This is a genomic window from Akkermansia muciniphila (genome assembly GCF_018709685.1).
Lineage (GTDB): Bacteria > Verrucomicrobiota > Verrucomicrobiia > Verrucomicrobiales > Akkermansiaceae > Akkermansia > Akkermansia muciniphila_E.
This window is the reverse complement of the sequence record NZ_JABDHQ010000004.1, coordinates 33,224-54,450: the sequence shown is the minus strand read 5'-3', so window position 1 is coordinate 54,450 and position 21,227 is coordinate 33,224. Positions and strand designations below refer to the sequence as shown.

The window sequence follows — 21,227 nt, the reverse complement described above, 5'->3', positions numbered from 1 at the left end:
CCCAGATATGAAAATTTCCCTTAACTGGCTTTCCCAGTATATTGACCTGGCCGGCCTGAGCGTGGATGAAATGTCGGACATGCTGACCTTTGCCGGCATTGAAGTGGAAGACATCCGCCAGCAGGGCGTGGACTCCCCGTACGTGGTGGTGGCCCGCGTGGCCTCCGCGGAACAGCACCCCCAGGCGGACCGCCTGAAGGTCTGCCAGGTGGACGTGGGAGACGGTGCGCTGCACCAGATCGTATGCGGCGCGCAGAACTACAAGGTGGGGGACAAGGTGCCCTGCGCCCTGCCGGGAGCGGTGCTGCCCGGCAACTTTGAAATCAAGGTGGGCAAGCTGCGCGGCGTGGAGTCCCGCGGCATGCTCTGTTCCGCCTCCGAGCTGGGGCTGCCCGACAAGGAGCACGGTCTCTGGATTCTTCCGCAGGAACTGGAAATCGGCACGCCCATCTCCCAGGTCGTGAAGGCGGATACCATGGTGGAAGTGGAAGTGACGCCCAACCGTCCGGACCTGCTCTCCCACAACGGCATGGCGTATGAACTGGCCGCCATCTCCGGACGGGAGTACAGGCCCGTTTCCATTGATGACGCCGGGGTGGAGCTGGAACCTGCCGGAGACTTCGTGCGCCTGGACCAGCCGGACCTGAACCCGTACTACACCGCCGTGAAAATCAGCGGCGTGAAGGTGCAGGAAAGCCCGGAATGGCTGAAGGAACGACTGGTAGCCATTGGCCTGCGCCCCATTAACAACATTGTGGACGTCACCAACTTCGTCCTGCATGAACTGGGCACGCCCCTCCACGCGTTTGACGCGGCAAAGGTGCAGGGCGGCATCGTCACCCGCACCGCCTATGAGGGGGAAGCCTTCAAGGCCCTGGACGGCCAGGAATACACGCTCAACTGCACGGACCTGGTCGTCGCGGACCAGTCCGGCAAGGAGCTCGCCATCGGCGGCGTGATGGGCGGGGAGGAAAGCGGCGTGACGGACGCCACTACGGACATTATTCTGGAATCCGCCTGGTTCAAGCCCTCCTCCGTGCGCGCCACGTCCCGCAGGCTGGCCCTGTCTTCCGACTCTTCCTACCGCTTTGAACGCGGCACATCCGCCTGGAATGTTCTGCGTGGTTCCGTGCGCGCCGTGGAGCTGATCCTCCAGCTGGCGGGCGGCACGGCCTCCAAAACGTATGTGGCTGGGGCTCCCGTGCCCAATCCGGCGCATGCCTGCATGCCTTCCTGCGGGGAGCCGGACGGCCCCGTTTCCGCGTTCGCTTCCCTGAAGCAGGGGAAGGGCGCCGCGGTGGTCAATGAACTGGGCTTCGTGAACCTCCCCTGGAAGGCCCTGGACCAGATGTCCGGCGGTTCCATTTCCCATGAGGAAGGCGCGCGCATCCTGACGGCGCTGGGCCTGGTGCAGGTTCCGGATTCCCCGGAATGCTGGCTGATCCCCCCCCACCGCCTGGACCTCACGCGCCCTTGCGACCTGCTGGAGGAAATCGTCCGCGTCTTCGGCCTGGACGGCATTCCGTCCCGCTTTTCCGGCCCATTCGTCACGGAATCCCCGGTGGACGTGGCCTATAACTTCCAGATGGAACTGCGCCGCAAGCTGGCGGCCCTGGGATTCTATGAAACCCAGACCATCAAGCTCATCGCCTCCGAGTCCGCAGACGCCGCCATCGCCCAGGTGAAGGACGCGCTGCCCCTGCGCCCCCTTCAGGAAGGCGACCTCATCCGCGTGTCCCTGCCGCTCAGCGAGGACCACTCCGTGCTGCGTCCCGCGCACACTCCCGGCCTGATTGCCGCCGCCGTGCGCAACAGCAACCAGGGAGTCTCCGGCCTGCGCTTCTTTGAACTTGGCCGTGTCTTCCGCAATACGGGCGGCGGCAAGGGCAGGGACATTGAAACGGATACGCTGGGCATCCTGCTTTCCGGGGACCGCACGGCGCGCTCCTGGGCGGACCCCAGGCCGGAACAGGCATCCTTTGAAGACCTGCTGGCCGTGATGGAAGCGCTGGCTCCGGGCCACCGCTTTACGCTGACGCCCGCCAAACCGCGTGAACAGGCCGCCCTGGGGGCGGACGTGCAGCTGGACGGGAAGGCCTGCGGCTACTTCGGCCGCCTGTCCCTGGCGCGCTGCCGGGAGCTGGGCCTGGACCAGCCCGTTTACGTGGCGGAACTGGACCTGCGCAAAATGCAGGAAGTCCTCACCGCTCCCGTGAAGGCTGCGGAACTGCCCCAGTTCCCCGGCTCCTCCCGTGACGCGGCCATGGAACTGCCCCTTTCCACGCCCAATGCGGACATCGTGAAGGCCATTGAAGCCGCCCGGGAAAAACTGCTCGCCAGCTACTCCTGCTTTGACGTGTTTACGGACCCCTCCGGTGAAAAGCTCCCGGCGGACCGCAAATCCATCGCCTACACCTTCCTGTACAGGGACCCGGCCAAGACCCTCACGGCCGTGGAGGTGGACGCCGCGCACCAGCGCGTGCTGAAAGCCCTGACGGACAAGGTAAAGGGCCTTTCCTTCAGATAATTCCCCGTCAACGGGCCGCGCGTTTCACCAAACCGGAGCGCGCGGCCTCTTTTTAATCTCCCATGCACCTGCCTTCCCTGCGCCATGCGGGCCTGATAACCGCCCGGGTCCTGATGTTTGCGGCATGGTTCGGCCTCTCCCTCTGGGCGGCCGGGGTGGTGTTTTACAATGTATGGGGCGGCGCCGTGCTGGTGTGGCTTTACGCGGCAGCCATGGCCTGCGCCTTCGTTTTCCGCGGGAAGCGGCCCGTATTCTGGCGCGCCTCCTGGGGCGTGCTCGCCCTGCTTCTGGTTTATTACCTGTGCATTCCCGCGACGAACGGCAAGGAATGGCAGCCTTCCTGGAGCCGCTTGCCCGTCGTGGAAATTGACGGGAATGAAATCGTGGTGAAGGACGTGCGCAGCTTTGTTTACCGGACGGAGCGGGACTTTGACGTCCGCTACGTCACGCGCCGTTTTGACCTGGACAGGCTGGCCACGCTGGACTTTGCCGTAAGCCACTGGGACGGGATGGAATCTGTGGCCCATACCATGCTTTCCTTTGGCTTTGAGGATGGAAAGCATCTGGCGCTCTCCGTGGAAACGCGCCTGCCGGAAGGGGTGGAGCAGGGGACCATTCCGGGCCTCTACAAGCAATTCAATGTGATTTACATCCTGGCGGACGAGGAAGACCTCTTCGGCCTGCGCACCACCTACCGGAAGGAGGACATGTACCTGTACCGCATCAACATCGGCAGGGAGAACCTGAAAAAAGCCTTCCTGGGTTTTGCGGAGAAAATCAACAGCCTCCACGAACGCCCGCGCTATTACAACACCGTTACTGCCAACTGCACGACGGAGCTGGTGGATACCTTCAAGGATTATCTGGGCGTGCGCCGCTGGCAGTGGACGCCCCTCTTTAACGGCATGTGTGACCAGGACGCCTATGACCGGGGCGAGCTGCTTCATCTGCCCGGAGAAAATTTCCGGGAATTGAAAAAGCGCTCTTTCCTGGGACATGGCGGGAACGGGACGGACTGGGCAGCCCTCCGCCGCCGGTGGGAGGAGGGCTGGCGCACGGACGCGTCCGCCCCGGTTAAAGAGTAGCGAACTGGAAGTGCATCCAGTCGTAATCCCGTGTGCGTCCCAGGGACACGGCCCCCTCCGCCTCCACGAACTGCCAGAAGGCCGCATACTCCGGTCCGGACAGCACCGCCTTTGGTGCCGGGATGTTCAGGCCGTTCCTGTCCGGGTCCATGTCCACGGCGATGCCCCAGGCATGCATGGACGTGGCCTTTCCGCCGATGATGGAGCGGTTGTTGAAGCAGCCTCCGTACAGGTCCAGGCCCAGTTCCCTGATCTTCTCCATGCCGTAATGGTCCAGGGTGGCCTGGAAAATGCGGGTGAGCGGTTCCGCCACCAGCTTGTGGCAGCGCATGGTGGAAACGGTGGTGTCCGTATCCCACGCCAGTCTCATGATGTAGGGCAGCCTGACGCTGGTCAGGTTGCTTTCATCTCCCGCCCGTCCGAAGATGGATTTCCCGGAACGCACTTCCTCCTGGCTGGGCCAGGAATGCTCCGGCTGGCGGATCTCCAGTTTTTCCATCAGTGCCCGGGCTGTCCGGGGTCCGGGGATGCCGTCCGCATCCAGCCCCAGATGCTGCTGAATCAGTTTCCAGTGTTCTTTCATAGGGTTTCACGCTAGGGGCTTCCGCCGGGAAGTTCCACATTTTTCCTTCCAGTGGCATACCTGCCTTTCCGGAGGGCGCAAAAAGACGCGGGCATTCCTTTTATGTTGCGGAAAGGGCTCATTCTGCTACACTTTCACTCATCTTTTATTTTATGAATTCAGAACCATCCAACGTTGTCAAATTTTACAATGGGGAGCAGATTCCCCTGGAACTGCACAAAGTCCGCGTGGTGCAGAAACTGCACCTCGTTCCCGTGGAACGCCGTCTGGAAGCCGCGCAGGAAGCCGGGTTCAACACCTTCCAGTTGAGCACGAATGACGTTTATCTGGACATGCTGACGGATTCCGGCGTCAACGCCATGAGCGACAACCAGATTGCCGCCATGTTCCGGGCGGATGACGCCTATGCCGGTTCCCAGAGCTTTGACCGTTTGAAGCAGGCCGTGCAGGACGTCTTCGGCAAGGAATACCTGCTTCCCGCCCACCAGGGCCGCGCCTGTGAAAACATCATCGCCCGCACTTTTGTGAAGCCCGGGGACGTGGTGCCCATGAACTACCATTTCACCACCACGCACGCCCACATTGACCTGAATGGCGGCAAGATTGAGGAACTGGTGGCGGATGAAGCCATCAACCCGGTCAGCACCAACCCGTTCAAGGGCAACCTGGACCCGGCCAAACTGCGGGACTGCATCGCGCGGCACGGCGCGGACAAGATCCCCTTCGTCCGCATGGAGGCCTCCACCAACCTCATCGGCGGCCAGCCCTTCTCCATTGCCAACATGCGGGAAATCCGCGGCATTTGCGACGAATTCGGCATCATGCTGGTTCTGGACGCCTCCCTGATCGGCGAAAACGCGTACTTCATCAAGATGCGTGAAGACGAGTTCAAGGACTCCACCTGCGCGGACATCCTGAAAACCATGTGCGGCCTGGCGGACCTGGTGTACTTCTCCGCCCGCAAGGTCTCCTCCTCCCGCGGCGGCGGCATCTGCACGAATGACCGGGCCATCGCCAAGAAGATGGAGCACCTCGTGCCCCTGTTTGAAGGCTTCCTGACCTATGGCGGCATTTCCGTGCGCGAAATTGAAGCCATGGCCGTGGGCCTGTATGAAACCACGGACCTGACCGTCATTTCCCAAAGCCCCTCCTTCATTGAATACTTCATCGGCCAGATGGTGGACATGGGCATTCCCTGCGTGACGCCCGCCGGCGGCCTGGGCGCCCACATTGACGCCGGGCGCTTCCTGCCCCACATTCCGCAGGAGGACTATCCCGCCGGGGCCCTGGCGGCGGCCTTCTTCATCGCCTCCGGCGTGCGCGGCATGGAACGCGGCACGCTCTCCAGCGTCCGGGATGAAAACGGCAACGACATTCTGGCGGATGTGGAATTGCTCCGCCTGGCCTTCCCGCGCCGCGTCTTCACGCTCTCCCAGGTCAAATACGTGGCGGACCGCATGAAGTGGCTCTACGACAACCGCGACTTGATCGGCGGCCTGGAATTCGTGGAGGAACCGCCCGTCCTGCGCTTCTTCATGGGCAAGCTCCGCGCCAAGAGCGACTGGCCTGAAAAACTGGCAGCCAAGTACCGCCAGGACTTCGGGGAAAGCCTGTAAAGCGCGGATTCCCGTGCACAACCGCATGTTCAAGGGCTGGGCCGTTCCGGTTCAGCCCTTGTTGCGCTGGCGCCTTGCGGGACTCTGCGGGCCGTTAACCGCAAGGGTGAGGCGCTCCTTTTAATCCCGGCTAGGATGGGACGGATGGCGATAATCTCATGTACAGCACAGGGTATGGCCTGCCTTGTTCATCAGTCTCCGTTCTTTTGTAAACCTGAAAGCCCATGTGCTCGTAAAACCCTTTTGCCTGGGGATTCTGTTCATTTACCACCAATTCGTTAATGGAATATTCCTTCATGCCGTATTCAATTAACTTTTTTCCCAGGCCGCGTCCGCGCTCTTCAGGCGCGATGAACAGCATTTCAAGTTTTTGTTCATCAATGCCCATGAAGGCCTGCGGAATGCCGTTCCCATTCTCTGCGATAATCAAATGGGGAATATCCGTCAATGCCCGGGGAACATATTCCTGAATATGGCTTATCTCCTCATCTGACAGGAACGTATGGGTTTCCGTCACGGAGCTTTTCCAGACCTTCACCAGCTGTTCCACCAGTATGGGGGTTCTGTCTTCAATCTTAATGATGTTCATGTTCTCTCCCGCCTGCGGCATGAATCATTGGAGCAGGGGCCTGCTGAAATGTCAAAGGCTCATCCTGTTTTACTACTGCCCTTTGCCGGAGGAAGCAGCGGGCTGCTCCTGGCCGCGGATGAACTCAAGCATGGCGCGGATGTCCTCCGCGGCCATGGTCATCTTTGACTTTTCAATCAGGATATTGCGGCCCGTCATGATGTAGGAGGGAAAGATGCGGAGTCCCATGGCATGGAAGGGAGTCCTGCGGAGCTTATAGGTGGAGCCGGAGGGAATGGCGTTTTTCCCGGTCCTTCCGCGGGCGATCATGTTGAATGCCTTTTTGGCGACGTCACCCATCAGCATGACGGCGCGGAGATTCGGGAAAAGGGACAATTCCCGTTCCAGCACCGGGAGGCTCTCTTCTATCATGGCCTGCGGAACCGTGGTTTCCCTTTTGGGCGTCTTGACGGCGTTGGTGATGTAAATGCCGGCATCCGTCACGTCATGGATGGAAGAGGCCGGAAACCCGGCCTGGCGGAACAGGGGCAGGGCGGTGGACAGGTACAGCGGCGCGGGCGCGCTCCCGTAAAAGTCATTCTCCGGGCATTCCGGAACCACCTCATTGATCATCACGGTCCGGATGGCCGCCGGGTCCACGCGCAGGGGCGGCAACTGCATCCCCGGCGCGGCCATGGCCTTCAGTTCTTCCGTCAGGTCAATCATGGGCGGGAGCCGGGATCAGAAGTTGATCAGGCCCTGCTTCCAGCATATCCACGCGGCTGCCGCCGCAATGAGAAGGATGATGAAGAAGGCGGTTCCGGCGGAGGACTTTTTCCTGGCCTTGGGCAGCGCCTTCCGCGCTACTCCCCCGGCCTGCAGGGTGCCCGCGGCCGCCATGGCGTTGATGTAGTCGTTCCAGGCTTTGGCGGAATGGAAGCGGTTGCGTTCATCCGGAGACAGGGCCTTGTCAATTCCGGAAAGGAAGTTCATGGGATACGTCTGCCGGAGGGCGGCGTAACTGGTCACCTTCGGGTTGCGGTCCACCACGGAACGCTGGTCCGCGGGCTGGGGAACCTGGCCGGTGAGCAGTTCGTAGAACGTGGCTCCCAGCTCATACATGTCGCACCAGGAGCCGATTTCACTGCGGCGGCCCGGATAGAATTCCGGCGGAGTGTAGCCGGGAGTGATCTGGACAAGGCCCTGGTGCTGGAGGGTCTTGGTGCGCACGGCGCCGAAGTCGATCAGCTTGGGCGTGCCGTCCGGCTGGATGAAGATGTTGCCCGGCTTGATGTCGCAATGGTACACCCCCATGGCATGAAGGTAATGCAGGATGTCCAGCAGGCGGAACAGCAGGTCCGTGGCCCGGGCCGGCTCCATGCTCTGCCCGGTGGCGTGCATGGTGGTCATCAGGTCAAACAGGGTCTGCCCCTGGATGTTTTCCATGACGTAGTAGCAGGTGCCGTTGGCGTCAAACATGTCAAACACCTGCACCACGCCGGGGTGGCTGAGCTGGGCCAGCACGGATGCCTCCTGCCGGGAGTTGGAAATGCTCTGGGCGAAGTTGACGGCGGTCTGCTCGTCCCGCGGGTGGACGAACCCGGTTTCCATGTCCCGGTAGGCATAGGCGTCAGGCATGCATTCCTTGATGACGACGTACCGGGAATTGGGATTGTCCAGAGCCAGGTAAGTGATGCCGAAGCCTCCGGCGTTCAGGACGTTTAATATTGTATACTTGTCTTGCAGAACGGTATTGTTCGCAAGCGGGTAAACCAGGGTTTCTTGTTCCATGTCAGGGTTGGGGGCAGGTTGGGGCCGGGGGAATCTTTAATTCAATACGCAGGTTCTGTCAAGAATCTGTCCATTGGCGGTCAATAACAGGAAACCCGGAATTCGTATTCCTCCACGCTGCCGCGCTCCAGGCAGGCGGCCAGCCAGTCAAACAGGGCGCCGAATTCCCCGCCCAGGGTTTCCCCGGTATCCGCTTCCAGCGCCTTCACCCGGCCGGAAGCCAGGCGCACGGGCGTGAGCTCCGCCAGCAGGGCGGCGCATTCCTCGTCCCCGGCCTTGAAAATCTCCTCCGCTCCCGGCAGTTCGCACAGCCGTTCATCCGCAATTTCCAGGCAGAGGACTCCTACGCCGAATTCCGCGGCCAGGCCGCGCAGGGCGGCGCATTCGGAATCATCCGGGAGTTCCCCCACGATGACGAGCTCCCCGCACTGCGCCCAGCGGGACGTGGCCAGGGTCCGGAAAAATTCCCGCCTGCCGTCTTCACCGCCCGGCATGCGGGCCACGCAGACGCCGCGGATGCCCATCATGGGCGCGCCGATCATGCGGCGGCGCTGCAGCGCGCTTTGGTCAAACACCAGCGCGTTTCCCTCCCATTCCCCTTCCGGCCATTCCACCACGGCCAGGTCCGGCTTTACCCAGGAGGCTCCCGTTTCACTGGTGCTGAATACGAAGACGCCGCGGCCCGTGGTGTCATACTGGCGTACCGCCAGGGCCAGCGCCTTGGCGCGGCAGTTCAGGGCGTCCGGTTCGTTTTCCCCCAGGAACAGCGGCAGCAGCCCCCTGGCCGCCGGCTTGCCCTCCCGGTCCCGCACGCGCTTGTAATAACCCTGGCCGCGCTCCACCTTGGCGATTTCAGAGTCCGGCTCGGACGCCATGAAGGAGAAATGGTAGCGCAGGGAGGCGTCTGAATATTCCTCCCCCAGCCTCAGGCGCACCAGGCGGATGAGTTTGGTTCCCTTGATGGCCTGGGCCGGATCGGAAGGCAAAAGTTCCGGGAGCAATTCTTCCAGTTGGGATCTTAAACTCATACGCGCCACATGAGAACACGGGAGGGGGGCTTCTTCAAGGCGGAAGGAGTTCAGCACATGAAATAAAAAGCTCTTTTATTTGTTCCGGAATACGGCAAGATGGTCCGCATGGCATGGATTACCTCCGGTTATATACCTTCGCCCAGGCGCATGGCCGTAATCGCCGGTACCACCTTCACGCAGCTGGTGCGCATGAAGGTGTTTCTTTTTCTGGGCCTCTTTGCCGTGGCGCTGCTGGCCCTGAGTTCCTTCCGCCTGAGCGCGGTGCTGGGGCCGGAGACCGGGGGCATCAATGAACTGGTGCTGCTGAAGAACTCCGCTTACGGCGCCATGCGGGTGTTCGGCCTGTTTTTCTGCGTGGCGGCCACGGCCCTGATTATCCCGAAGGATGCGGAGGACCGCATCCTGTACACCATCCTGTGCAAGCCCGTGCCGCGTATCGACTACCTGATGGGGAAGGTGCTGGGAGTGCTGGCCCTCACCCTGATCGCCGTGCTGCTGATGGACGCCGTGATGACGCTGGTGCTCTGGCTGCGGACGGATACGGTGGTGGCGGAGCAGATCGCCTCCCTGAAAGGGCGTTATACCGTGGAGGAAATGCAGCCGTACCTGGACCGGATACGCCTCCAGGGAGCTACCTGGAACGTGCAGACGGGGCTGGGGGTGATGATGTGCGAGTTCGTGGTGCTTTCCTCCCTGACCTTGCTGATGTCCTGCATTACCAACGGAACCATCATCAGCGCGCTGCTGACGTTCATGGTTTATCTGGCCGGGCTGTTCCAGACGCAGGCGCTTTCCCTGTGGGTGGGCTCCGGAACCGGGGGCTTCTCCTGGTGGGAGCTGGCGGGCAGCCGGCTCTTCTCCCTGGTTTTCCCGAACTTCCAGATTTATTCCGTAACGGATTCCGCCCTGAACGGGCAGATGATCCCCCTTTCCCTGTTCGGCACGCTGGCGCTGATGACGCTGGGGTATTTTGTCTTTCACATGACGCTGGCCGCGTGGCTGTTCAGGAAAAAGGAATTTTAGTATGGAAGACATCATCAATGCACGTTGCGGCTGGGCCGGAACAGACCCGCTATATATAAAATACCATGATGAAGAATGGGGGAAACCTGTTACGGATGACAAGACCCTGTTTGAGTTTCTGGTACTTGAAAGCGCCCAGGCGGGGTTAGCCTGGATTACCATCCTCCGGAAACGCGAAGGATACCGCGAAGCCTTTCACGGCTTTGATGTGGAGAAAGTAGCGCAGATGACGCCAGAAGACGTCGACCGGTTGATGCAATTTGACGGAATCGTCAGAAACCGGCTGAAAATCAATAGCACCATTAATAATGCCAAACTGTTTATGGCTATCCAGAAAGAGTTCGGCAGTTTCTACGAGTATGCCTTGTCATTCTTCCCCGGCCGGAAGCCTGTTGTTAACAATTTCAAGACCCTGGGCCAAATCCCCGCCACATCTCCCGAGTCGGATGCCATGAGCAGGGACATGAAAAAACGGGGTTTCAAATTCTTCGGTTCAACGATGTGCTACGCTTTTTTCCAGGCGGCGGGCTTTGTGAATGACCATATGGAAGGCTGTTTTTGCAGAGAGAATTAATCATCACTACCTTTCATTTTCACGATCGTAACTAGTATTTTTATTTTCTATAAATCTCTTGTGTTTTTGACCTCAAAAAATCTTCAATTATGAAAACAGGTATCATTGGACTGGGAAAAATGGGCGGAGCCCTGCTGAGGGGCATGCTGAAAGCCGGAGCGGTGGTTCCGGAGGAAGTCTGGGTGTACGACCACCACCATGAAAACGTACAGGCCCTTCAGGAAGAATACCCCGGCGTGCATGAAGCGCCCACGGAGGCAGCCGCGGCGGATGCGGTGGAAGTTCTTGTTCTGGCCGTGAAACCGCATGGAATTCTGCCTCTTGTCTCCTCCCTCTCCGAGCGCGGCGCAGAGCTGCCGCTCCTGATCTCCATAGCCGCCGCCGTTTCCCTGGATGACATGGAAGCCTGCGCCAGCGATGGAACGCGCATTGTACGCGCCATGCCCAATACCCCGTGCATGGTGCTGGCCGGCGTCATTGCCTACAGTACGGGAGCCGGCGTGACGGATGAAGATGAGGAAGCCGCCCGGCGGCTGCTTTCCGGCTGCGGCTCCGTTTACAAGGTGCAGGAATCCCAGATGAACGCCGTTTCCGCCATTTCCGGCTGCGGCCCCGCCTACATGTTCACGGCGCTGGATGCCCTTTCAGACGCGGGCGTAGCCATGGGGCTGCCCCGGAAAACCGCCCTGGAACTGGCCGTGGGAACCATGCTGGGTTCCGCCCGCATGCTGGAGCAGACGGGGAAGCATCCCATGGCGCTGCGGGATGAGGTCACCTCACCCGGAGGCACCACCATCGCCGCCCTGAACGCGCTGGATGAATGCGGCTTCCGCAATGCCTGGATACAGGCTGTGAAAAGCGCCGTGCGTCGGGCGGAGGAGATGGAGGAGCACTGACGTGCCCCTGTGGGCGGTTTTCCCTGGAAGGAAGGGAAAACCTGCCTCTATTTGCTCCGGAACGGCGTTTCCCTCTGCTTCCGGAGTTCCGGGTTTTGCAGGTTGAACTGGACCTTTCTGATGGATTGCAGAGGTATCCTCACCTTTCCGATTGCGGCGGCATGCCCCTCCATAAAGCCGTCCTTGAGGGTCTCCAGATTCAGGGAAAGGATGCTCTGGTCCGTCAGGAAAACGCGGGTATCCGATGCCTCTTCCGGCAGCTTCTTCTCCTCCTGGTTTTTCTGGTCCAGGGCACGCACCTTGACGGTGGGTAGGGTAACGTCATAGTGGTCCGACTTAATGCGGATGGTGCCGTTTTCCTGGAGGGAGATGGCGCCTCTGAGCACGTCCCCGTTCACCAGCAGGGCCTTGTCCCTGGGGGCGTCCCCGTCATATTTGGAAATGATGTCCTGTTCGTCCGCCAGGTGGGGGAGGGCGCCGTTCCAGTCAAACACGTTCAGGTTGAACATGGCCATGTTCAAGCCGTCATACCCGCTCACCACAAACGTGTTGCCCGGTTTGAATTCATGTTTTTTGGAGGCCTCCTTCTCTTCTTCCTCGTCCCCGTTTTCATTCTCAAAGATATTGTCCATCTCCTTGACCTCTTCCCACCGGGCCACCTGCTCGCCGTTGATGTACAGGTAGTAATTTCCCTTTTCCGGATCCGCGTAAAAATGAACGTCGGAACGTTTGATGGTCTTGTCCGCATACCAGTTCCGCGCCGTATCCCGCTTGACCCTGCCGAGCGTCCGGTACTGGCCGGAGCTGTTCTTGGCAAGTTCCGCCTTTTCCAAGGAGAGGGCCAGGTCAATGCTGCTTCCGGAATCAGTGTCCTGCCAGAGGGAGAGAGCGATTCGGAACGTATTGGTATGGTAAAGGGAAAACTGCACATGAAGCCGGGACGGCGTGGGGAAGGTGGTTTGCAGGTCCGTATTGTTGGAGCCCCGCATGATCCAGTAGCCGTTGCGGCATTCCGGCAGCATGTTGTTGGAGGAGGACTTCCAGCCCTGAAGGGATTCCGTGGCGTTGCGGATGTAGGCTTTCTGGGAATCGAATCCGATGTGCTGCACGTACTTCCTGTTGACGGGAATCAGGCCTCCCCACGCGGTTTGCAGTTGAAGGCTTTCCGTATCCAGCGCCTTCAGGGTGCCGTAAAATTCATCCCCGTTGGCAAGGCGGATGACGGAAAACTGCGCCGGAATGTCCAGCGGGCGGGAAGAAACCAGCTCGTCCAGTTCCTCCACCTTTACGTCCACGGGTTTGGAAAGGATGCTGGACCGGACTTTCAGGTACGGACTGTCCAGCGTGTCCAGGCTGCCCGGCAGTTTTTCCCCGGATTTAAGCGTAATGACCCCTTCCGCCCGTACGCCGGGCAGGTGGGCGGCAGCCAGCAGGGCGCATGCGCCCAGGAAAAGCGTTGTTGCTTGTTTCATATGGTGGAGGGCATCAGGGGGTGGAACGGGTGGGTTGTGCGGAATTCAGGAATTCCACGCGGGTGATATTTTTCAGAGGCAGTGAAATCTGGCCGAGCTGGGAATGCCTCAGGATGATTTTTCCGGAGTCCATGCTCAGGATGTCGCCATGCAGGCGGGAGCCGTCCTTCATCAGGATGCTGTGGCCCGCGGGAGTGCGGGAGTCATCCTTCTTTTTGGGTTCCGCAAAAAAGACCGTATCCAGATACCTGGCCGGGATGGAGAGCTCCCGGGGGATGTCCGGATACTCCTTGTCCGTGGAAAGCGTCAGTACCTTGTTCCTGCTGTTGTAGCTGCTGACGGAGCCGGGAATGGCGTCCTCCTCCCTGGTCAGGACAAGGTCCGTATCCATGTTCCCGTTCTTGGTGACGGACTTGGCGCTCAGGGTGATGGAGGAAAGGGCCAGCCTGCTGATGGTCAGGGAGACGTGCCCCTCCATCTGAAGGCCGAAGGCGCCCCCTTGCAGCGGCTGTTCCGGAGGGCTGGGGTCCGTCATCAACTTGGGGGGCAGGTCTCCCACCAGCAGCTCGTAAACCTGTTCATGGTCTCCCTGCCGGGAGGCCGTCAGCCTGATGTCCACGCCTTCCGTCAGGGTGGGCGTGGGGATGTCCACTTCCCCCAGGACAATAATGCCGGATTTCTGTTCCCGGAGCAGGGTGCATTTGCCGGGGGCGATGTTCAGCATGAGCCTGTTCAGGCTGCTGCCGGAATTGGACCGGAAGGCGATGTTCTCATTCCCCCCGAAGCAGAAGACAATGCCGGCGCGGTCATTGTTGCCGTCCATCGTCATGGTGGTGCGGAAAGTGAAGGAAGAGGGGTCCAGGCCGATGTTCTTGTACAGGGGCGTCCAGGTGGGGTAGTCGCTGTTGCCCAGCCGGTACTGGTACTTGTCACCCTGGATTTTCGGTTTCAGGGCATTCATCAGTTTTCTTCCGGCCTGGGTGCGGTAATCATCATCCCCCCTGCTGCTGGAATAAACCCAGCTGTTGTCAAAAATCAGGGGTTCCTGCCAGAAGCCTTTTTCCTGGATGGTGTCCAGCCGGAATCCGGCCACCTGGCTGCGGGGGATGGAGCGTTCCGTGCCCAGCATGTCCCGGTACTGCACCTTGTCCGGCGTGATGGAGATGATATTGCAGGGGATGATGTCCCGGTGCCCGGTAGCCATGAAAATCTTGTCTCTGGAACGGAGGTCCGGAGAGGAGGTTCCGGTGAAATAAAGCGCCCGGATTTCCGACGGGAGGATGACCGCGTTCTGGCGCATGGCCGGGTGCCTGATGACGATGCCCTGTTTGCCGTAGGAGACAATCTCCCCGCGGAGGCGGTAGTTGCTCTCCGTGACCACATCCACGACGGAATTACCCCAGGCGGTCAGCAGGAACGCCGGAGCCAGTAGGAGGGAAAGGCGGATGCTATTGTTCATAAATGGGTAGAAATCTGTAATTGAGCGCCAGGGAGAGCAGGGCCGCGGAGGTTGAATAGGCCGCGGAATGGTCGGAAAGCCAGGAACCGTTAGGGGTCTGGGAGGCTCCCAGGTAGCGCATGTTTTTGTAATTCCATTCCTTCCATGCCTCCTGGTCCGCATGGAACAGGGCCTGGGACATGTAATATTCAAAGTAGAACGGGTAGGAAGAATCCCGGTAATTCAGGTTCTTTTTCAGGTAGGCCAGGGAATCCTTGAAGGAGGGGTCCGCCTTGCGGCGCGCCAGGGAGAGCGTCAGGGAGCCGATGGCCGTGAGGGTGACGCGGGGGCCCGCCGGGCTGGTGTACCCGTAAGCTCCCTTCTTGTCACGGCAGGAGGCCATGTACTTGAGGCCGCGTTCAAAGGCCTCGTCAGGAACGGGAATGCCCGCGTTGCGCGCGGCAAACAGGGAGACGATCTGGCAGCCGGTCACCGTGCTGTCCGCATCCGTGGATTCCGGGGAATAACGCCAGCCGCCCGTCTTGTTCTTCTTCTGGGCGGTCAGTGTCAGGGCCACGGCTTTCCGCAGGGCGGGGCCGATGCGGTCGTCCCGCACCATGCCGTAAGCTTCGGACAGCGCCAGGGTGGCGAAGCCGTGGTTGTACATGGAATCCCCGATGTAGCCGGACCCCTTGTTCTGCTTGGACAGGATGTAATTCACGCAGCGGCGCACCATGGTGGCGTACGGGCCTGTGTTCGGGTCATCCCCGTGGGCCAGCACGGACATGAGGCAGAAGCCGATGATGCCGGGCTCCTGGCCGTAGGTGCCTTCATAGGTTCCGTCCGTTTTCTGGGCGTTCTGGAGGTACCGGAGCCCTTTCACGTACATCAGCTCCACCTGGGGCGGCACGGGGGAGGACATCCTCACGGGGGATTGGGCGGCGGCGTTCTGCGGGACAGCCGCCATGCAGCAGGCGAGGAGGGGGATCAGGAGGATGGAGGCTTTTTTCATCGGGGAAATGGATTAATGGTTTTTCATGGGCGGAGCGCCCGGCAGGGGCGCGCCATGTTCACGGCGGCTATTTCTGAAGGGTCTTGTTGTAGGCGTCCAGCGCCTTGCGGAATTCGGCGGGCATATCCTCTGCGGACATGCCGGTGGATTTGGGGACGGAGCGCGATTCCGCAGCCATGTCCGGGTTGGAGACGCCTTTTTCCTGGGCGGAGGGCATGTTGGATTTCCCGTCCGCGCCATGTCCGGGGGTGGTTCCCTTGCCCTTCTGGGAGCCGCCCTCTCCTTCACCCTGTCCTTCCCCCTCGCCCTCCTGCTGTGCCATGGACTGGGAATCGCTGTCCATGCCCAGAAGCTGGCGCAGCATGTCCATCAGCGCCTCGCCGCCCGGCTTGGGTTCGCCCCCGGCGTTGGTCATCTTGGCCTTGGCGGCCTGGTAAATCAGCTCAATCACTTCCGACTGGGCAGCCAGCGTCTGGCCCCCGGTATGGTAAACCTCCAGCAGGTCCACGGCGTCATTCATGGCGTGGCGGCACTTTTTCAGCAGCTCCACCACTTCCTCGTTGGTTTCTCCCATGATAAGGTCGGACGTGTCCGCCTGGAGCTCATCCTGTTGTCCGGCCAGCTTGGAGGCCGTTTCCTTGTGCTTGGCGGAATATTCCGGAGTGGAATCCGCGGCGGCGCAGGGCAGGGAAAGCGCCAGAATCATGGCTGGAAGGTTGACGGTATTCATGCGGTGGGAGGGGTGGAGGCTTTGCGGTGTTCCTGTTCGGCGGCGCGGGTGCGCATGCGGATGTCCTGTTCCTGCTGAATCATGCGGATGACCTTCAGCATGAACTCAAACTCGGCGTCGGAAATGGAATTCTGGTCTCCTCCTCCGCCACCGCCGCCACCGCCGCCGCGGTTCTTCTTATAGTCGTCTATCAGCTTGGCCCAGTGGCGCAGGGTGGAGGCGTACAGGCGGGACTCGTCAATGGAGCGCGCCGTGATCGCGTTCAGGATGTTGCTGTGCACCAGGTCCAGCTTTTCCCGGAGGGAGAAGGCGTTCATCTGGTTGTACAGGTCACTGTAAATGCGTTCCTCCGTGCGGGACTTATAATAACTGAGGTCTTCCAGAATCCAGCTTATGTCCTGGGTGGAGGCGTTTTGAAGGGTGGCGATGGTTTCCATCTCCCGCTTGGTGGAGGGGTCCAGCTCATCCATGGTCATGCCCACAATGATGTTGATCTGGCCAACCAGGGCGTTCGCGATGGAATCCTCCTTGGCCGCGGCCTGCTTGAGCCGCGCCACAAAGGTGCTGGCCTCCATGTCCTGCGCGGACTTGGAAAGCTGGTTCATGGCGTCTTTCAGGGCCTGGGTAGCGTCGGAATGGGAGCTCTCCCCGTCGTCCAGGTCCTTCCGGCTGTCCTGCGCGGAGCGGTTCTCGGACGCGGAGGACCGGAACTGGTTCTGGGCCTTCTTCATGGGGCCGTTGGGGATGGGTTTCAGCATGGAGATGCCCTTCATGAACTCCTTCATGCCGGAGGGGTCTATCTGGGAATTGCGGGAGGCCTCCTTGAACAGGTCTTCCGAGCGGTTGAGCAGGTCGCCCAATTCGCGCCTGTTGGCCTGTTCCTCGTCAGCCAGGGCGTGCAGGCGCTCCTGGGTCTCCGAATTCTTCAATTCACTGCCCTCCATTCCCTTCATGCGCCTGGCCTCGTCCGTCATGGCGTCCATGCGCCGGATCATGCCTTCAAGCTCGCTGGTGATGCGCTCCAGTTCATTGCGGATCATCTGGGCGTGCTCCGACTTGGAAAGGACGAAGATGATCATGGGCTCCGAATAAACGCGGTTGCCTCCCGGCTTGTAGTCCTGCGTAAAGCCGCGCACGACGACGCGCTGGGGGGACAGTTTCAGCGCCCGGGCCTGGAACAGGTACGTGCCTTTCAGGCTGGTCTGTGTGGGATGGCCGTCCGCCAGCACCTTTTCCCCGCGCAGGCCGGGGACGGGCTTGCCCGCCTTCGCCGGGTCCGGAGCTGCGGAACCGTTTTCCTCCTCGTCATCGTAAAAGGACTTCTCCCCCTGCCATTCCACACCCATTTCCCGGAGGCCGAAGTCGTCCGCCGCTTCCACTTCCAGTTCAATGCTGGTGTCTTCCAGCACATAACGGTCGTTCTCACCGCCCCTCAGGTAAATGGACGGCTGCTTGTCCTCAATGGGTTCCAGGCGTATCCGGACGGGCTGTGACGCCGCCAGGCCGTCGCGGTCCGTCCAGGTCAGCTCTATTTCCTGCGGATCCTTCTCCAGGCGGATATCCGGGATGATGACGCTGCTCCCCTTCACGCGGAGCGGTTTTCCCTGCGCGGTGGCCGCGGACAGCAGGTCCTGGGAGGCGGTTACCTCCAGCGTCAGCGTGGAGCCTGCCGGGGCGGAAATGACCCCGGCGCGCATGGCCTCGTGCCCGTCGGGGCGCGCCATATAGGCGGGGTAGGCCACCGTGGCCGTGGCGCCCAGCAGGGAGGGGCGCGCCTTCGGGATGATTTTCAGGCGGCGGGCGATGTCCCCCGCGAAAAACTCCAGCCTGTCCGGCTGCTGCATGGGCGGAATATGGATTTTATAAGCGCCATCCGCCAGGGGGGCCTGCTGGCGCACCCTGTTATGGAAGAAATATTCTCCCGTCTGCGGGCGGGATTTGGTGGTTTCCGCCAGCCGGAGTTCATACAGGCTGCTCTCCCCCAGGGGGATGACCAGGGAATCCGGCGTGGGGTCCAGCTGGGTGAACGTGTAGCGCTCCGGAGGATTGAACGGGCGCAGCCAGCGTTCCAGGGCGTTTCCCGCCGCTTCCGGAGTAACCAGGCATACGCCTGCCGTGCATAAAGCCAGAACGGCCAGCAGGATAAACAGCTTTTTATGGCTGGGCCTGGGGATGTTCACCGTCAGGTCCCGCGCAGAAACTTCACGGGCCACCTGTTCCATGGCGGCCGCCTTCAGCTTTTCAGAACTGTACTGGCGGCCGTACTTTTCGGAATCCAGTTCAATGACTCCCAGGAGCCGGTCCCCAAGGGCCGGATCCGTCCGGGAAATCAGGCGCGCCAGCTGGGCCTCCTTGCGTCGCTGCCACACCCACCGGAAACTCCACAGCGGGATGAAAACCGCCAGGCCGGCCACGGCGGTGAAAAAAAGAATCCAGCCCACGGCGGAGGGCGTTTCCCACAACCTGTCGGAGAGGTACAGGAAAATATAGGAGAGAATCACGGCAATGCCTGCAAGGCATACGGCTTCCAGCATCTTAACCGTTCTGAGGCGGCGCCGGAAGGAGTGAAGCTGCCTGACCAGCTGGTCAGGGAGTTTGACGGTAGTTGAGGAGGGCATGCTTAATCCCGGTATTTACGCTAATTACATCGTTTTTGCAAGCTCGCCGCGCGTGATGGAGCAAATTCGCATTCATGGGGCTTGAAGTGTTTTTCTCGCTGGACTTTATAGTTTGATTTCCTAAAATAACGCTGCGCTTTAAATCTGGCCTGGTTTGCGCATGACTAAAAACCAACATATTAGGCCTTACCCATTGACTTCGCCATGCAACAGGGAAACGAAACAACGGCTCCGGAGGTTGACTTCGGAGAATTCGCACCAGCCACATACGCCGAATGGCGTGAGGCAGCCGTCGCTGCCTTGAAAGGGGCTGACTTTGATAAAAAGCTTTTCACCAAGCTTGTGGAGGGAATTACCCTGCACCCCATCTATAACAAGTGGGATGAACACGCTCCGGTGATGCCTGCCGGGCAGTTCCCGTACCGCCGCGGCACGCGTGCGCTGGGCTACATGGAAAAGCCCTGCGAGATTGCCCAGAGCATTCCCGCCTCCACCCCGGAAGATTTCAACAGCAAGCTGCTCCATGACCTGGCCCGCGGCCTGACTGCCGTGAACGTCCAGCTTAACTGCAAGTGCGGCCTGAAGCTGCGCAAGCAGGCCGACTGGGATACCGCCCTCAAGGGCGTCCGGCTTGACAAGCAGCCCGTCTACATCACCCCCGGCTCCTGCGGCCTGGGCACGCTCTCCATGTTCCTGAACACGTACAAGGCCGCCGGCTTCAATACGGCGGACCTGAAGGGCGGCGTTCTGTACGATCCGGTGGGCAAGGCCGTGATGAAGGGCTCCCTCTGCGGGGGGAAGGGCATCTGCGCCTACTATGACCAGATGGCCGTAATGACCAAATGGGCCGTTGCCAACGCTCCCGCCTTCCAGACCATCGGCGTCAGCGGACTGCCTTATGCTGACTCCGGCGCTTCCGCCTTTGAAGAAGTGGGCGCCATGCTGGCGACCGCCGTGGCCTACCTGCGCGCCATGGAGGAACGCGGCATTTCCGTGGATGAAGCCGCCGCGCACATGCGCTTTACGGTTTCCATCGGCGCCAACCTGTTCCTGGAAATCGCCAAGATCCGCGCCCTGCGCGAACTCTGGGCCATCATCGTGAAGGAATGCGGCGGCAGTGAAGAAGCCGCCAAGATCAGGCTTCATGCCCGCACCTCCTTCTGGACCCTCTCCAAGGTGGACCCCTGGGTCAACCTGCTGCGCGGCTCCGCGCAGGCCTTCTCCGCCATCATGGGCGGCGTGGACAGCATTGACGTGCTCCCCTTTGACGCCGCCGTGCGCATGCCGGACGAATTCTCCCGCCGCATTGCCCGCAACTGCCCGCTGATCCTGCTGGGCGAATGCAATCTGGACAAGGTGGTGGACCCCGCCGGCGGTTCCTGGTACCTGGAAAACCTGACGGACGAAGTCTCCCGGAAAATCTGGGACGTCTTCCAGGGAATTGAAAAGGAAGGCGGCATCATCAAGGCCCTCAAGGCCGGTTCCATCCAGAAGAGCGTGAACGCCACCGCCGCCAAGCGCTACCAGCTGGCCGACCAGCGCCGCCAGTCCATCGTGGGCGTCAACCAGTACGTCAACCTGGCTGAGAAGAAGCTGGAAACGCCGGAAGGCTCCGGTTGTTCCGCCCCCAAGGGCCACGGCTGCTGCAAGAATGCGGACGTGCAGCTTCCGGACGTGGAAATGAGCGTGGACTCCGCCTGCAAGGCAGCCAGCGAAGGCTTCTCCACCTGCCTCATCAACAAGGCCCTGGCGGCCGGCGCGGACTGCAAGTGCGGCGAACCGCTGGAAATGGAAGCCCTGCCGAAGCGCCGCCTGGCGGAACGCTTTGAATCCCTGCTTGCCAAGGCTGACGCCTGGGTGGAGGAAAAGGGCTCCCGCCCGATGGTGTTCTTCGCCAACATGGGGCCGCTGCGCCAGCACAAGGCCCGTGCGGACTTCTCCCGCGACTTCCTGCGGGCCGGCGGCCTGGACGTGGTTTACCCGTCCGGTTTCCAGACCCCGGAAGACGCGGCCAGGGCGGCTGCGGAAAGCGGCTGCGCCGTGTGCGTGATCTGCTCCACGGACGACACCTATCCGGAAATCGTTCCCGCCTTCTGCAAGGCGCTCAAGGAAATCAAGCCGGACATGATGGTGGCCCTCGCCGGGTACCCGGCGGACCATGTGGAAGCGTTCAAGGAAGCCGGCGTGGATATCTTCATCCATGTCAAGGCCAACTGCTACGACACCGTTGAAGCCATCCAGAACAAGATCGGCCTCTAAAAAC

17 protein-coding genes are annotated in these 21,227 nt (G+C 60.8%); 7 read left to right on the top strand and 10 right to left on the bottom strand.

Annotated elements, in window-relative coordinates; all coding sequences use genetic code 11:
* The first annotated feature begins 7 nt into the window (after positions 1 to 7).
* Entirely contained in the window at positions 8 to 2,527 is a 2,520-nt protein-coding gene (gene pheT / locus HHJ06_RS03900) for a phenylalanine--tRNA ligase subunit beta (protein ID WP_215427777.1), read from the top strand.
* Positions 2,528 to 2,589: 62 nt separating this feature from the next.
* On the top strand, positions 2,590 to 3,612 hold the full coding sequence (locus tag HHJ06_RS03895; protein ID WP_215427775.1) for a DUF4105 domain-containing protein: 1,023 nt from the start codon (positions 2,590 to 2,592) through the stop codon (positions 3,610 to 3,612).
* Here HHJ06_RS03895 and HHJ06_RS03890 read toward each other — a convergent pair.
* Positions 3,602 to 4,195, bottom strand: coding sequence for a M15 family metallopeptidase (locus tag HHJ06_RS03890; RefSeq protein ID WP_215427773.1), 594 nt, complete (start codon positions 4,193 to 4,195; stop codon positions 3,602 to 3,604). The genes HHJ06_RS03895 and HHJ06_RS03890 overlap by 11 nt on opposite strands.
* Before the next feature lie 152 nt (positions 4,196 to 4,347).
* On the opposite strand from HHJ06_RS03890, the gene HHJ06_RS03885 reads away from it, so the two are divergent.
* Complete coding sequence (locus tag HHJ06_RS03885; protein ID WP_215427770.1) at positions 4,348 to 5,811, top strand: tryptophanase; 1,464 nt, start codon at positions 4,348 to 4,350, stop codon at positions 5,809 to 5,811.
* A gap of 130 nt (positions 5,812 to 5,941) precedes the next feature.
* On the opposite strand, the gene HHJ06_RS03880 is transcribed toward HHJ06_RS03885, so the two are convergent.
* The 4 genes from HHJ06_RS03880 to HHJ06_RS03865 all read right to left on the bottom strand — a co-directional run bounded on the left by HHJ06_RS03880 (position 5,942) and on the right by HHJ06_RS03865 (position 9,198).
* Positions 5,942 to 6,400, bottom strand: coding sequence for a GNAT family N-acetyltransferase (locus tag HHJ06_RS03880; protein WP_343206594.1), 459 nt, complete (start codon positions 6,398 to 6,400; stop codon positions 5,942 to 5,944).
* Between the two features lie 72 nt (positions 6,401 to 6,472).
* Positions 6,473 to 7,102, bottom strand: coding sequence for a uracil-DNA glycosylase family protein (locus HHJ06_RS03875; protein ID WP_428994123.1), 630 nt, complete (start codon positions 7,100 to 7,102; stop codon positions 6,473 to 6,475).
* Positions 7,103 to 7,120: 18 nt separating this feature from the next.
* Entirely contained in the window at positions 7,121 to 8,170 is a 1,050-nt protein-coding gene (locus HHJ06_RS03870; RefSeq protein WP_215427763.1) for a serine/threonine protein kinase, read from the bottom strand.
* Between the two features lie 80 nt (positions 8,171 to 8,250).
* The gene (locus HHJ06_RS03865; protein ID WP_215427761.1) at positions 8,251 to 9,198 is read right to left on the bottom strand and encodes a hypothetical protein; all 948 of its coding nucleotides are present in this window, start codon (positions 9,196 to 9,198) and stop codon (positions 8,251 to 8,253) included.
* Between the two features lie 150 nt (positions 9,199 to 9,348).
* Here HHJ06_RS03865 and HHJ06_RS03860 point away from each other — a divergent pair, with 150 nt between their 5' ends.
* The 3 genes from HHJ06_RS03860 (at position 9,349) to proC (ending at position 11,694) form a co-directional block, all read left to right on the top strand.
* Positions 9,349 to 10,224 (top strand): ABC transporter permease, encoded by an 876-nt coding sequence (locus tag HHJ06_RS03860; RefSeq protein ID WP_215427759.1) that lies wholly within the window; start codon positions 9,349 to 9,351, stop codon positions 10,222 to 10,224.
* Between the two features lies 1 nt (position 10,225).
* Positions 10,226 to 10,798, top strand: a complete 573-nt coding sequence (locus HHJ06_RS03855) for a DNA-3-methyladenine glycosylase I (RefSeq protein WP_215427756.1) — start codon at positions 10,226 to 10,228, stop codon at positions 10,796 to 10,798.
* Between the two features lie 89 nt (positions 10,799 to 10,887).
* Entirely contained in the window at positions 10,888 to 11,694 is an 807-nt protein-coding gene (proC, locus tag HHJ06_RS03850) for a pyrroline-5-carboxylate reductase (protein ID WP_215427753.1), read from the top strand.
* 47 nt (positions 11,695 to 11,741) lie between these two features.
* Here proC and HHJ06_RS03845 read toward each other — a convergent pair whose 3' ends face one another.
* The 5 genes from HHJ06_RS03845 to HHJ06_RS03825 all read right to left on the bottom strand — a co-directional run bounded on the left by HHJ06_RS03845 (position 11,742) and on the right by HHJ06_RS03825 (position 18,964).
* The gene (locus HHJ06_RS03845) at positions 11,742 to 13,166 is read right to left on the bottom strand and encodes a hypothetical protein (protein WP_215427750.1); all 1,425 of its coding nucleotides are present in this window, start codon (positions 13,164 to 13,166) and stop codon (positions 11,742 to 11,744) included.
* Positions 13,167 to 13,179: 13 nt separating this feature from the next.
* The gene (locus tag HHJ06_RS03840; protein WP_215427747.1) at positions 13,180 to 14,625 is read right to left on the bottom strand and encodes a hypothetical protein; all 1,446 of its coding nucleotides are present in this window, start codon (positions 14,623 to 14,625) and stop codon (positions 13,180 to 13,182) included.
* Positions 14,615 to 15,616, bottom strand: coding sequence for a prenyltransferase/squalene oxidase repeat-containing protein (locus HHJ06_RS03835; RefSeq protein ID WP_215427744.1), 1,002 nt, complete (start codon positions 15,614 to 15,616; stop codon positions 14,615 to 14,617). Before HHJ06_RS03835 ends, HHJ06_RS03840 begins: the two co-directional genes overlap by 11 nt.
* Positions 15,617 to 15,683: 67 nt before the next feature.
* Complete coding sequence (locus tag HHJ06_RS03830; RefSeq protein WP_215427742.1) at positions 15,684 to 16,346, bottom strand: hypothetical protein; 663 nt, start codon at positions 16,344 to 16,346, stop codon at positions 15,684 to 15,686.
* Positions 16,343 to 18,964 carry a hypothetical protein gene (locus HHJ06_RS03825; RefSeq protein WP_215427740.1) on the bottom strand — a complete coding sequence of 874 codons (2,622 nt, stop codon included), beginning with the start codon at positions 18,962 to 18,964 and terminating at the stop codon, positions 16,343 to 16,345. The genes HHJ06_RS03830 and HHJ06_RS03825 overlap by 4 nt, the downstream gene beginning before the upstream one ends.
* Before the next feature lie 204 nt (positions 18,965 to 19,168).
* Between HHJ06_RS03825 and HHJ06_RS03820 the strand changes: the two genes are divergently transcribed.
* Positions 19,169 to 21,223 (top strand): methylmalonyl-CoA mutase family protein, encoded by a 2,055-nt coding sequence (locus HHJ06_RS03820; RefSeq protein WP_215427739.1) that lies wholly within the window; start codon positions 19,169 to 19,171, stop codon positions 21,221 to 21,223.
* The last annotated feature ends 4 nt before the right edge of the window (positions 21,224 to 21,227 follow it).

Bases quoted from the DNA above. Each gene is read 5' to 3' on its own strand.
- pheT (WP_215427777.1), top strand. From the start codon at position 8: ATGAAAATTTCCCTTAACTGGCTTTCCCAGTATATTGACCTGGCCGGC.
- HHJ06_RS03895 (WP_215427775.1), top strand. From the start codon at position 2,590: ATGCACCTGCCTTCCCTGCGCCATGCGGGCCTGATAACCGCCCGGGTC.
- HHJ06_RS03890 (WP_215427773.1), bottom strand. From the start codon at position 4,195: ATGAAAGAACACTGGAAACTGATTCAGCAGCATCTGGGGCTGGATGCG.
- HHJ06_RS03885 (WP_215427770.1), top strand. From the start codon at position 4,348: ATGAATTCAGAACCATCCAACGTTGTCAAATTTTACAATGGGGAGCAG.
- HHJ06_RS03880 (WP_343206594.1), bottom strand. From the start codon at position 6,400: ATGAACATCATTAAGATTGAAGACAGAACCCCCATACTGGTGGAACAG.
- HHJ06_RS03870 (WP_215427763.1), bottom strand. From the start codon at position 8,170: ATGGAACAAGAAACCCTGGTTTACCCGCTTGCGAACAATACCGTTCTG.
- HHJ06_RS03865 (WP_215427761.1), bottom strand. From the start codon at position 9,198: ATGAGTTTAAGATCCCAACTGGAAGAATTGCTCCCGGAACTTTTGCCT.
- HHJ06_RS03860 (WP_215427759.1), top strand. From the start codon at position 9,349: ATGGCCGTAATCGCCGGTACCACCTTCACGCAGCTGGTGCGCATGAAG.
- HHJ06_RS03855 (WP_215427756.1), top strand. From the start codon at position 10,226: ATGGAAGACATCATCAATGCACGTTGCGGCTGGGCCGGAACAGACCCG.
- proC (WP_215427753.1), top strand. From the start codon at position 10,888: ATGAAAACAGGTATCATTGGACTGGGAAAAATGGGCGGAGCCCTGCTG.
- HHJ06_RS03845 (WP_215427750.1), bottom strand. From the start codon at position 13,166: ATGAAACAAGCAACAACGCTTTTCCTGGGCGCATGCGCCCTGCTGGCT.
- HHJ06_RS03840 (WP_215427747.1), bottom strand. From the start codon at position 14,625: ATGAACAATAGCATCCGCCTTTCCCTCCTACTGGCTCCGGCGTTCCTG.
- HHJ06_RS03835 (WP_215427744.1), bottom strand. From the start codon at position 15,616: ATGAAAAAAGCCTCCATCCTCCTGATCCCCCTCCTCGCCTGCTGCATG.
- HHJ06_RS03830 (WP_215427742.1), bottom strand. From the start codon at position 16,346: ATGAATACCGTCAACCTTCCAGCCATGATTCTGGCGCTTTCCCTGCCC.
- HHJ06_RS03825 (WP_215427740.1), bottom strand. From the start codon at position 18,964: ATGCCCTCCTCAACTACCGTCAAACTCCCTGACCAGCTGGTCAGGCAG.
- HHJ06_RS03820 (WP_215427739.1), top strand. From the start codon at position 19,169: ATGCAACAGGGAAACGAAACAACGGCTCCGGAGGTTGACTTCGGAGAA.